General features: G+C 63.7%; 10 protein-coding genes. 5 read left to right on the top strand and 5 right to left on the bottom strand.

Annotated elements, in window-relative coordinates:
- Window positions 1-301 precede the first annotated feature (301 nt).
- The 3 genes from ABZ293_RS38035 to ABZ293_RS38025 all read left to right on the top strand — a co-directional run bounded on the left by ABZ293_RS38035 (window position 302) and on the right by ABZ293_RS38025 (window position 2,883).
- Window positions 302-574, top strand: coding sequence for a hypothetical protein (locus tag ABZ293_RS38035; protein ID WP_355188889.1), 273 nt, complete (start codon window positions 302-304; stop codon window positions 572-574).
- Between the two features lie 111 nt (window positions 575-685).
- Complete coding sequence (locus ABZ293_RS38030) at window positions 686-2,410, top strand: ribonucleotide reductase N-terminal alpha domain-containing protein (protein ID WP_355188887.1); 1,725 nt, start codon at window positions 686-688, stop codon at window positions 2,408-2,410.
- An 8-nt stretch (window positions 2,411-2,418) separates the two neighbouring features.
- Window positions 2,419-2,883, top strand: coding sequence for an NUDIX hydrolase (locus tag ABZ293_RS38025; RefSeq protein WP_355188885.1), 465 nt, complete (start codon window positions 2,419-2,421; stop codon window positions 2,881-2,883).
- Between the two features lie 144 nt (window positions 2,884-3,027).
- On the opposite strand, the gene ABZ293_RS38020 is transcribed toward ABZ293_RS38025, so the two are convergent.
- From ABZ293_RS38020 to ABZ293_RS38000, 5 genes are read right to left on the bottom strand one after another with little or no spacing between them, the layout of a single operon-like run.
- Complete coding sequence (locus ABZ293_RS38020; RefSeq protein WP_355188884.1) at window positions 3,028-4,779, bottom strand: amidohydrolase family protein; 1,752 nt, start codon at window positions 4,777-4,779, stop codon at window positions 3,028-3,030.
- Between the two features lie 13 nt (window positions 4,780-4,792).
- Complete coding sequence (locus tag ABZ293_RS38015) at window positions 4,793-6,481, bottom strand: class I adenylate-forming enzyme family protein (protein ID WP_355188882.1); 1,689 nt, start codon at window positions 6,479-6,481, stop codon at window positions 4,793-4,795.
- Between the two features lie 24 nt (window positions 6,482-6,505).
- On the bottom strand, window positions 6,506-7,546 hold the full coding sequence (locus ABZ293_RS38010) for an NAD(P)-dependent alcohol dehydrogenase (RefSeq protein WP_355188929.1): 1,041 nt from the start codon (window positions 7,544-7,546) through the stop codon (window positions 6,506-6,508).
- Entirely contained in the window at window positions 7,546-8,685 is a 1,140-nt protein-coding gene (locus ABZ293_RS38005; protein ID WP_355188880.1) for a serine hydrolase domain-containing protein, read from the bottom strand. The genes ABZ293_RS38010 and ABZ293_RS38005 overlap by 1 nt, the downstream gene beginning before the upstream one ends.
- A 13-nt stretch (window positions 8,686-8,698) precedes the next feature.
- Window positions 8,699-10,066 (bottom strand): NAD(P)-binding domain-containing protein, encoded by a 1,368-nt coding sequence (locus ABZ293_RS38000; RefSeq protein ID WP_355188878.1) that lies wholly within the window; start codon window positions 10,064-10,066, stop codon window positions 8,699-8,701.
- 208 nt (window positions 10,067-10,274) lie between these two features.
- Between ABZ293_RS38000 and ABZ293_RS37995 the strand changes: the two genes are divergently transcribed.
- Both ABZ293_RS37995 and ABZ293_RS37990 read left to right on the top strand, forming a co-directional pair.
- Window positions 10,275-10,892, top strand: a complete 618-nt coding sequence (locus tag ABZ293_RS37995; RefSeq protein WP_355188876.1) for a helix-turn-helix domain-containing protein — start codon at window positions 10,275-10,277, stop codon at window positions 10,890-10,892.
- Between the two features lie 203 nt (window positions 10,893-11,095).
- Window positions 11,096-11,821: a DUF6319 family protein gene (locus tag ABZ293_RS37990; RefSeq protein ID WP_355188874.1), complete on the top strand. Its 726-nt coding sequence runs from the start codon at window positions 11,096-11,098 to the stop codon at window positions 11,819-11,821.
- The last annotated feature ends 159 nt before the right edge of the window (window positions 11,822-11,980 follow it).

The following is an 11,980-nucleotide window of genomic DNA, read 5'->3' as shown; positions in this document are numbered from 1 at the left end:
GGCACGTGCCGTTTTGGCTACCGACACCGAGGCATCGTAAACGCATGGCGACCATCCTTGATCTCATAATGCGTGTATTTGCTCGAACATCGTCATCGTGGCTTGTCGCCGGACGGTCGGTCAATGGTCCAGGCATGCCCGAAGCAAATCCGAGCAAAAGCGTGGCAGACAGCAAGCTCGCCGCTCTAGCGTCGATGAGCAGGCGCTCGGCACCAGATGAAAACCTGCTCAGGACAACACTGCGGTGGGTTACCCCTGGTGCCGAGCTGCCCTACTACGGGAGCGAGGGGAGTGAATCGCGTTGCGCCAGTACTTGGTCAAGGTGCACTGCTGCGGCAGCCGGTGGCTGGTCCATGTGCCGGCGTTTGATCGCTGGACGCCGGTCGATGACAAGAAGGCCATCGTGCCGACAGCGAAGACAATGATCACTGCTCTCACCGGCGCCACTCCTGACACTTTCGGCATCGACCTTACCGAAGCCCGAGTGGTCGCCAGCATCGAAGAATTCGCCGCAAGCGCAGCAAGGCTTCAGCGCTGGCATGGGGATGTTCCGACCGGCGTTCCCCACGAGTGAATTACCGATAATCCAGCACATTACCTGGACGGCCTGGTTACACCGTCTGGGCTGCTGCCGTCCGGCTTCGTAGACCTCAAAAATAGCTCATACAATCGAAAAGGGCCGTCTATGTCTCACTTTGTGCCGTCAACTCGGGCTGAACATGTCCTGCGAACCGGCAGAATAATTGCTGCCGATGAGACACCCGCAGCGATGGTGCAGCGCGTCACCAAGGCTTTGGCTTGCCAGGAGGTTGAGTTCTCGGGCCAGAAGTCGGGAGCACAGTTTGCCGAGGCATTTGGAACGGCGCTCTGTAGCAAAGAAATTGTGATGAGTACGCCTGTCATGACTAACGCGGGCCGTTACATAGATAGGCCTCTGACAGCGTGCACCGTGCCGACAGTCGATTTTGATCCAGTCAGTTCAAGGCGACTCAGAGAAGAGATCATCAAGCTGCACGAACAAGGCATGGGTACCGGCTTCAATCTCGATGAGACTGACGATCCGGTCGCTACGCTCCAGTTTCTTAACCAGGTCGCCTTTGAAAGTGCCCACAATGGGCGAGAAGATCGGCCGGTGGGAAACATGGCGGTCCTGAGCGTCCGGCATCCAAAGATTTATGAGTTCATCAACGCCAAGGTGGACGCTTCGTCGGACGGAGCCGATTGGAAGTTCAATACTTCCGTCAACATTGACGGTGCATTTATGGAGGCAGTCGAGGCAGGGTGCGGCATTGAACTAGACGACGAGCGGCAGGTTGATCCCCGTCACCTCTTTGACGAAATTTGTAGCGCTGCAACCATCTGCGCCGACCCCGGCCTTGTATTCCTCGATCGAATGAACGCACGCAACCCTATTCCCGCAATGGGCGCATACACGACGACGGCCCCGTGCGCCGAGGTTGGACTGATTGCTGGCGAGACCTGCCAATTCGGCTACATCAACGTCCGGAAGTTCGTCGCCACTGACACCGCGGGGCGGGTGATTATCGACTTCACGAGGCTTGCGCAAACAACGCGGCTGATGACGCGCGCCCTGGATAACAGTATCCAGATCAGCCAAAAGAACCTCGACGGGACGCGGGCGCAGCATGTCTCACGGCAGAAACGCAAGATCGGTGTTGGCCTCTGCGGCATCGCGGATGCATTCAGCGCCACAGGTCTTCCCTATGATTCTGATACGGCCCGAACCTTGATGGAGGATATGCTGTCCTTCGTCAACTTCGCGTCGAAAGAAGCCTCGGTGCGTCTTGCCGAGGAGCGTGGGCCATTCGGCGCGATGCGTACCACTGTGATTGGAAACTGTCACCGGGAGACGCCGGGGCATATCGAGAGGCTTTATGGGCACCTGACCTCTGGCACGGTGACAGCCGACGAGTGGTGCAAACTGTCCAGGCATATTGCGGTGACCGGCATGCTGCGCAACGTGTCGACGATCGCGCTTCCGCCAACCGGCCGGAGCGCCTTGATTATCGACGCCTCTACGGGTATTGAGCCTCATTTCGATATCTTCGCGGCAAATGAAGAGGTGCTTGCTGCTTTGGAGCGAGTCGTACGAGCAAACTATGGTGAGTCTATCTATTCGGACTCTGCCACCCATTCGCAACCGGTCAGAGAGATTCTGGCATCCGCGTCTGACATAAGCCCTGCCGGACATATTGGTATGGCGTCTGCATTGCAGCGGTACACCGATGAGGCCGTCTCGAAGACGATCAACCTACCACTCGGTTCGACGGCAGACGACGTGCGTGCAGTATACTGCGCGGGCTACGGGGCGAATATGAGTGGCGTGACCGTCTACGTCGACGGCACACGCAAGGCGCAGCCCAGGAAATTGCGTCAACTAACACGATGAGGAGCAATATGAGCGACACCACTCATTTCCAGTATTGCCAAAAGCTCATAGTGATCGACCCGGCAACGGATAGTATTCTTCTTGCGCGCCGCAAGGGTGAGGCTGACTATGACGGCGTCTATTCCTTCATCGGCGGGAAAATGGAAACAACCGACAGTACTATCCTCGATGCTATCCGCCGCGAGAAGGAAGAGGAAATCGGCCAGGCTGCGACGATCCTGATCGCCGAAGACCTCTCGTACAATGTTCTTTTCAAGAAGAAGGACGGCAACAGTATGATCCTGCCGCACTTCTATGCGGAGTATGCAGGCGGCGAGATCGAGCTAAACGAGGAGTACTCGGATTACGTGTGGGTTCCGAAGGACCAGCTGGATTCTTTCGGACCGATGATCCCGACGATTCCCGAGGCGGTCCGTTGGGCGACTGAAATTGGTGAGATGGTCAAGAAGGGGCAGGGGCTTACGAAGCTGTAGCGCCCGTTCACCGTGTATTCCTCTCTGGCGATTGCTGCTACCGGCCAAGGTGTGACCTTTAGGGAGTTTTACCCAGTGCTGATCCGACACCACGTCGGCGGAGAAGGCCTCGGCGATCAGTGAATCGCCGATCGGTACGGCTGGTCAGCTCTTCGTCGTGCCCGCCCGGAGGAATCGGCCCGTGCGTTCGGTGCCCAGGACCGGCGCTGCCGCGCCATTGCCGAAGACGTATTTCCCGCCGACCAGTACTGCGGTCACGGTCGCATCATTGCGGTTGACCATGCGGGGGAGATTGTCGAATACCTCGACCGGATGTTCGGCGTAGGCCTCGACGGTCTCGTCGAGATGCGCTGGATCGATGACGACCAGGTCGGCGCGGTCACCTGGGCGCAGATGGCCCGCGTCGATGCCGTACCAGTCGGCGAGTTCGCCGGTGATCCGGTGCACGGCCCGCTCCAGGGAGAGGAACGGTCGGCCCGCGCGCTCGGCGTCGTGCACCCGGCGCAGGAACCGCAGCCCGAAGTTGTAGAAGGCCATATTGCGCAGGTGCGCACCGGCATCGGAAAAGCCCAGCTGCACACCGGGATCGGCCGCGAACTTGTCCAGCACCTGCGGCCGGTGATTGGAAATGGTTGTCCGCCAACGCACTTTGCCGCCGTATTCGACGACCAGATCCAGGAACGCGTCGACCGGATGCAGTCCGCCGCGATCGAGGCCGACCTGACCGAAGGTCTTGCCGAGTACCGATTGATCCGGACACGCCACGATTTCGGCATCGAAGAAGTCGCGATGCCAGACCCGCGGCCCGAACTTCTTGTCGTAGTCCTTGCGGAACCGGCGTCGATAGCCCTCGTCGCGCAGCAGTTCCCTGCGCTGTTCCAGTTGGTTGGACAGGTGCAGGGCCGCCGCACCCGAACCGAACTCCTCGAAGACCGGCAGATCGATACCGTCGGAGTACACCTCGAACGGCACCGGCAGATGTTGCCAGCGGAAGTCGCCGCCCAGCCGGTTGAGTACCCGGGCGATCAGCGGAAACATCTGGGCGACAGCGGGAATGGCCTTGATATCGGCCGCCGAGAGCAGGCTGACCTTGAGCGGCTTGCGGAAGATGCCGAGGCTGCTCGCCGCCATCGCGACCAGACTCTGCGGCCGCGCCACATCCGGACCGCCCTGCAGCGCCCGGCCGCGGCGGCGCAGGATGGCATTGAGTCTGCGGCGTTCCCGCGTGGTCGCATAGGTCGATGGCAGGGTGCGCGAGCGGCACACCTCACCGTCGAGTTTGTCGAACAACAGCTGCTGGGAGGACATGCCGACGAAGCCCGCGTCCAGCGCCTCATCGAGTTTCGCGGCCATGGCCGCCAATTCGGCCTCGGTGGGGCGGACCTCCTTGCGGGTGGCGCGATCCAGTCCCATCTCGGCGGCCCGGATATCGGAATGTCCGATGAATGCGGCGAGATTCGGACCGAGCGGCAGTGCCTCCAATGCCGCCACATATTCGCGCGCCGATGTCCAGGATTTGGTTTCGGTCATCGCCGCGACCACATGTTTGCGCGGGATGGCCTCGACCCGCCCGAAGAGATCACCGGCGTCGGATGCGCCGACATGCACCGTGGACAGCGAGCACGACCCGAGCAGTACGGTGGTGATGCCGTGCCGGATGGATTCGGCGAGTGCCGGACTCTGCAGCACCTCGACGTCGTAGTGGGTGTGGATGTCGATCATGCCGGGAATCACCCACTTCCCGGCGGCATCGATGACATTCGGGCAGTCGGTCTCATCGAGCGGTTCGGCCGAGACCACGGCGATAACGCCATCGCGAATGCCGAGGTGGCGGATGGCCGATGGGGAGGCGGCGCCGTCGAACCAGCGTCCGCCGCTAATGATGGTGTCGTACATGACTTCTCATATCTCAGTGCTGATCCGAGGCCGAGTCGGCAGACAGGGCTTCGGCGATTCCGGCGCGCACGACCTTGCCGGTCGCATTGCGGGTCAACGGTGTGGTGGTGAGCCGCCAGCGCGCGGGGACCTTGTAGTAGGCGATGCGCTGCTTCGCGAACTCGACGAGCTCCTGTTCGTTTGTGGTGGAAAGACTCTCGACGACAACGAGCGCCGCGACCTGTTGCCCCAGATCGTCATCGGGCAGGCCGACGACGGCGCATTCGCGGACCGCGGGATGTTCGTCCAGGCACTGCTCGACCTCGGTCGGATAGACGTTCTCGCCCCCGCGCAGGATGAGATCCGAGCGCCTCCCGGACAGCCGGAGTCGGCCCTGTTCGAGTACGCCGATATCGCCGGTGCGCAGCCAGCGGTCGGCGGTGATGGCGGCGGCGGTCGCGGCATCGTCGGCCCAGTAGCCGAGCATGACATACGGGCTGCGCACGCAGATCTCGCCTTCCGCCCCCTCGACGACCGGCTCCCCGAGCTCATCACGGATCTGCAACTCGACGCCGATTACCGGGCGGCCCACGGTATCCGGGAAGGCGGCGAGTTCGGCCGGTGCTGCGATGGTCGCCGCGGTACTGCATTCGGTCATGCCATAGCTGGTCACCAGTGCGGTCTTGGCGACCGGAAGTTGGTCGCGCAGTTGCTGTTGCAGCGCGGCCGAGGACGGCGCGGAGTTGAGCGAGAAGGCGGCCAGCGATGACAGGTCGTACTTCGACATATCGACCTCGAGCAGTCGACTCGCCATGGTCGGCATGGCGCCCCAGTTGGAGATCCGCTCCCGCGCGATCAGCCGCAGTATCCGTTCGGCATCGAATGCGCCCTGGTAGATGACGGCGGTATCGCCGGTCGCCATGCGCGGCAGCACCAGATTGTGCAGGCTGGCGATGTGGAACAGCGGGGAGGTGAGCAGGAAGCGACGTCCCTTCGGGCCACCGTCGTCGACACCGCCCTGGAAGGCGGCGGCGAGTGCGTCGTTGAACCGGTGATAGTCGATGACCGCCACCAGGTTTCGATGGGTGTGCACCGCGCCCTTGGGGCGGCCGCTGGTGCCGCTGGTGTAGAGGATGACCGCGGGATCGTCCTCGTCCACCGCCGCGTGCGGCACCTCGCCGTCGCCGAATTCGGCGATCAGCGCGGGCAGATCGTGCTCCATGGTGAGCACGGGCACCTGAGTATCGAGCTGCGCCACCTGTGCCGCGCGTTTCGCATCGACGATCAGCACGGCGGGACCGGTGTGTTCGACGCCGTAGGCGATTTCGCGCGGCATCCACCAGGCGTTGTAGCCGACCGCGATCGCGCCGAGCGCCTGCGCGGCCCAGAATGCCACCACCCATTCGGGCGTATTGGCCGCGAGAATGCCGATCCGGTCTCCCTTTCCGACGCCGTAGCGTTCCCGCAACGCCCGAGCCAGCGCATATACCGCGGCCGCATGTTCGGCATAGGACATCCGCCGGTCCTCGGTCACCAGGTAATCGCGATCGCCCAGCGCCACCGAATTCGCGAGGACATCGCCCAGCGCGCGCACTCGGTCCTTGATCACCGGAATCGGTGCGCCGAGGACATCCTCGACCGTCATCTCGAACTGACCACCCGGCCCGGTCAGCCGTGCCACGGCCTGGGCGGCCATTGCCTGTGGATCGAAAGGCTTTGTCATAAACGGCACTTCCTCTTGGGTCAATTAGGGCACCAGCACTGCGCGGCCGGTGATGAGTCCGCGTTCGAGCTGGTCGAGGGCTTCGCGGCCGTCCGCGAGATCGAAGCGTTCGACCTCGACGGTGAGCCTGCCCGATCGGGCCAGTGCAATGGAGTTGATCAGATCGGATTTGGTGCCGCCGTAGGACTTTCGAACCGACGCACCCCAGGGCCAGCCGGGTCCGCCCGCCGGTCCGGCGGTGATCTCCGGTGCGCCGCCGCCGAGTCCGATCATCCGGTATGCGCCATTGGGGGCAACCGATTCCACGGCGAGGGTCGCGGTCGCGTCGACCCCGACGAAGTCGAACACGGCATCGGCGCCGCGACCGTCGGTGCGGTCCAAAATTTCGCGTGCGGTGTCGGCGCCGCTGAGCAGCCCCTCGGCCGCGCCGCAGCGGGTGGCGAGGGCGAGTTTGTCCTCGCTGATATCGACCGCGATCACCCGTGCCGCGCTGGTCGCGGTGAGGATCTGCACCGCGACATGGCCGAGCCCGCCGATGCCGATGACCACCGCGACCGAACCCGGTCGCAGTTGTGCCCGCGCGCCCTCGATGGCGTGATAGCTCGACAGAGCCGCGTCGGCCAGCGGTGCGGCCTGGAGGAAATCCAGGTCGCCGATGGGTACGAAAGAGCTTGCGGGGATGCGGATGTACTCCGCCATACCACCGTCGGGACCGAGTCCGGGACATGGCGGCATGGCGGTCCGACCGGCGGCCAGACAGACATTCTCATTGCCGCTCACACACTCTCGGCACACACCGCAGGACCAGCACAGATAGACGATGCCCCGGTCACCGGCCACCCGCCCCTGGACATCGCTGCCGACCGCCTCGATGGTGCCCGCGACCTCATGCCCGAGCGTCAGCGGTTCCTCGCGCATCTTGAACGGGATATGCAGCACGTGCAGATCCGAATGGCAGATTCCGGCCGCGCCGACGCGTAGCAGCAGATCCGTCGGCCCGATCTCGGGCACCGCCACCTCGCGCAGCTCCAGCACGCCCGGATCGGTGAGCTGCAATGCCCGCATCATGACCGCACCACCGAAAACACCTCGCGCAGATAGGCATTCGCGCGATCGGAGCCGATGAGTCCCGGTGCCATCTTGTTCATGGTGTAGGCGAAGGTGACCCGGTGCTCGAGGTCGTTGACCACGATGGCGCCGCCGAATCCGGCCCACCAGCAGACCCGGCCGCCGGGAACCTCCGGTGCGGTCTGCGGCTGGGGGAGTCCGTACCCGAGTCCGAAGCGCAGCGGCAGCAGCAGCGCCAGATCCGCACCGTCGGATTGCTGTTCGAAGATCAGGTCGATGGTTTTCTCCGACAAGAACCTGCGTCCGTTCAGTTCGCCACCGCAGGACACCAGCGATTGCACGCGGGCCACCGAACGGGCATTGCCGTGTCCGTTCACCGCGCCGATCTCGGCCGTGCGCCACGCGGCGCTATTGGCCTCCGAAATATCGAGCAACGGGCTGGTGAGCGTCTTGACCAGGATGCTTTCCTGATCGAGCGCCGCCATATCGAATTCCAGCAGCGGCGGTGGGACCAGTGGCGCGATCCGGTCGTGATGCTCGGGGCCGGTGCCGATATGGAAGTCGGCGTCCAGCGGTCCCGCCAGTTCCTCGGCGAAGATCTGCCCGAGCGTGCGGCCGGTGATGCGGCGGATCACCTCGCCGACCAGATGTCCGTAGTTCAACGCGTGATATCCGGATGCGGTGCCCGGTTCCCACCAGGGCGGTTGCGCCGCGAGCCGGGCGCTGGCCGCTTCGGTGTCGTAGATATCGGCCAGTTCGATCGGCCGTTCCCAGCCGGAGACACCGGAGGTGTGCCCGAGCAGATGGCGGATCTCGATATCGGCCTTGCCGTTCGCGGCGAATTCCGGCCAGTAGTGCGCGACCTTTTGCTGCACATCCAGCTCACCGCGGTCGACCAGCAGCAGCGCGGACAGCGCGGTCATGGTCTTGCTGATGGAGAAGACATTGACCAAGGTGTCCTCGGTCCATGGCACGGTGCGTTCGAGATCGCGGTGTCCGCCCCAGATATCGACGACCGGTTCGCCGTCCACCAGCACACAGATCGCCGCGCCGAGCTCCTCGCCCGAGGCGACCTGGTTCGCCAATTCCGTTCGCACACCCTGGAATTCGTCAGTGCAGAATCCTGACGTCGTCATGCTGAGCGCCCCCTCACGCATTCTCGAGCGCGCGGGCGGGCACCGGCAGCGCATGGCCAGCGGCGGCGGCGCGCTTTGCGCCCCTGGCCAGTTCGCGGTTCATATCGCGCACGTAGGGCTCGAATTCGATCTGGATCGTGTGCCGGGGCGAGTTGTAATACCGCCCGCTGCGGCGCTCCTCGGCCGCGGTGATCTCCGCGTTCATCTCCGCTTCCGATGGCGGCAGGTACTTGCCGGTCAGATATGCCGCGACCAACTTGGACTGCTGTTCGGCGAAATTAACCAGGGTCGGCAGTGGTTGAGCCAGGCCGAGATAGAACAGATTGTCCACACCCGGCTTCATCATCTGCTTGAACAGCGGAATGCGATTCTGCTCGTCGGGCACCAGCTTCGGATCCGAGAAGAACGGGAAGCTGATGTGATAGCCGGTGGCACAGACGATCACATCCACCTCCTCGGTGCTGCCGTCGGCGAAGCGCACCCGCGGACCCTCCAGCGCGGTAATGGCCGGTTTGAAGGCGATATCGCCGCATCCGGCGCGATGCAGGAACTCCTCACTGGCCGAAGGATGCGCCTCGAACGGCTTGTGATCCGGCTTCGGCAGTCCGTAGAACTCCATATCGCCGCGGAACTTGCGCACGAAGCGCTGTTTGAGCTTCATGCTGACCTTGCGCGGAATCCACGGCGGCACACTCTGTTTGTCACCGACCGCGCCGTGCACATATTTCGGCAGTACCCACACCCCGCGCCGGGCCGAGACGGTCAGCTTCTCGGCGATGAAGCGCTGCGAGAGCTCCGAGGCGATATCCAGCCCGGAGTTGCCCATGCCGACCACTACAACCTTCTTGCCGCGCATATCGACCGGGTCGAACGGATCGTTGTAGGCATGGCTGTGTATCAGCACGCCGTCGAATTCGCCGGGATATTCGGGCGTGCGCGGATCCCAGTGGTGGCCGTTGCAGACGATCAGCGCGTCGTAGCCGCGGGTGCGGCCGTCGCTCGCGGTGACCAGCCAGCGGCCGTCGTCCTGCCGTTCGGCCGCGGTGACCTTGGTATCGAAGAGGATCTTGTCGCGGAGGCCGAAATGGTCGACGTAATCGCGGAAGTACTGGAACAGCTGCGAATGGTGCGGGAAATCCGGCCATTCCTCCGGCGCCGGGTAATCCTCGAACGCCAGGCGGAACTTGCTGGTGTCGATATGCAGCGACTGGTAGCAGGCCGACATGCCATTGGGATTCTTGAAGTACCAATTGCCGCCGACTTCATCACTGGCCTCGAAGACATCGAAGGGAATATCGAAGTCCTGCAGGCGTTTTGCGGCGGTGATACCGGAGGGGCCCGCGCCGATGACGCATACCCGGGGCAGATTGCGTTGAGTCAATTCACTGGTCCTCGTCTGAAGGATTGCCGTCACCTATCGGCGGCACCGGATGCGGTGCCCGAACCATCCGCCAGCCGCCTGCGACCGTGGAGTGACGTAGGCAACAAAGTAGCACTGGCTAGACTTGGTGTCTAGTGAATGACATGATGTCTAGCGAAGCCCGCGTTCTCGGACTTCTCCGACGACCGACCCGAGGTGGCCGCACCCCATGCCGACCAAGTCGAACCCGCTGAGTCTGCGCGATGAGCAGAAGTTGCAGACCCGTGCGAAATTGCTGGATGGCGCGAAAGCGCTGTTCACCGAGCGGGGCTATGCGGCGGTCCGGGTGGACGACATCACTGCCGCCGTCGGCTGCAGCCGCGCCACCTTCTACTTGCATTTCGCCAGTAAGCAGGAGTTGCTGCGGGCCATTGCCGAACAGGGCACCGCGCCGACCGCGCTGCACTTCTACGAGGATCTGGACCGGGTGCTCGATACCGGCTCGCGCGCGGAGTTCGTGGACTGGGTGACCCGGGCTATCGCCTGGTTCCAGGAATACAAGGATCTGCTGCCCGCCTGGGATGAGGCCACCGCACTGGAACCGGAGTTCCGCGAACTCGCCCGGCAGGGCATCCTCGCCCTGCCCAATGCCATGACGTCCTATCTCGCCCGTTGGCCCGCCGACCGTCAGGACGAGGCCCGGTTGCGCGTGGAACTGCTTGTCGCCCAACTGGAACGCTTCTTCACCCGCTGGGCCATGCAGGGCACCATCGACGTCACCGCCGACCGGGCCGCCGAGGTCCTCGCCGAAATCTGGTTCCCCGCTCTGCAGGCGCCCACGACGTAGGAGCGGATCCAGCTATCCCAGTGGGCGCCCCGCCGCGCTGATAGCTCGACATTTGCTGAAATTTTGAGTCTTGCCTCATCCTGGGCGGATTCGGTGGTGGCCTGTGTATCTGTCGGTGGCGTGCGGCATCATCTGTGCACGCAGCCATCCACGAATACCGCTCGGAGTTCACCATGCCGTCCCCAAGAACGAAACCACAGCCGTTGTCGGACACTGAAATTCAGCAGATCGCCACGGACATCGCTGGCGGTCGCCCGCCGATGGTGTGGTTCACCGCGGCCGCGGTTGGCGTGCCGGAGGGACGGTCCGGCAAGGTGGTCGAGATCGGTGATCGATCAGAAAGTGACTTCCTGCGGGTCAAGCCGACCGGATCGAAGGATGTACTGTCCTTTTCTCCGACCGAAGTCACGTTGACCAAGCCGCCGCGGGATAAGGCGGCGACCGCTAGTCCTGCCCAGCCGAAGTCGACAACCAGGAAGGAATCCACTGTGACCCAGCCGTCGACCGTGACGACGAGCATCGCCACTCCACCGAGCCCGGCGCCGAGCCCGACCCCGGTCGTGCCGAAACCCGTTGCCCCCGCTGCCGAACCGGCCAAACCGGCCGCATCCACGGGTGCCGCGAAGCCCGCGGCCAAGGCGACCGCCGCCCGCGCCAAGCCGAAGGCGCCCGAGGTCACGGTGACGCTTACCGGAACCGCGGACGGCGAATGGTCGGTCGATGTGGTCAGCGGTAAGAAGAAGTCCGTACGCGGGCTGCCGGTGAACAGCTCGGCGGTGGCGCAGGCGGCCAAGGTGCTGCATCCGGAGGTGGCCGAGGTAGTGGCCGGAATCCTGGAGGCGGCCCGCGTGGTGCAGGAGTCCAAGGTGCAGCAGTTACAGGCGGAGTTAGCCGAAGCGAAGCGGCTGCTCGAGGAGCTGTCGGACTAGACCGCGGTGCTGGCCGGAGCAACTGGCGGTACTGGCTGACCGGACCGCGGTGCTGGGTTGACGGGACCGCGGTGCTGGGTTGACGGGACCGCGGTGCTGGGTTGACGGGACCGCGGTGCTGGGTTGACGGGACCGCGGTGCTGGGTTGACGGGACCGCG

The organism is Nocardia sp. NPDC005998, assembly GCF_040614395.1.
In the GTDB taxonomy this organism is placed as follows: Bacteria; Actinomycetota; Actinomycetes; order Mycobacteriales; family Mycobacteriaceae; genus Nocardia.
This window is presented reverse-complemented; position numbering and strand designations above follow the sequence as displayed.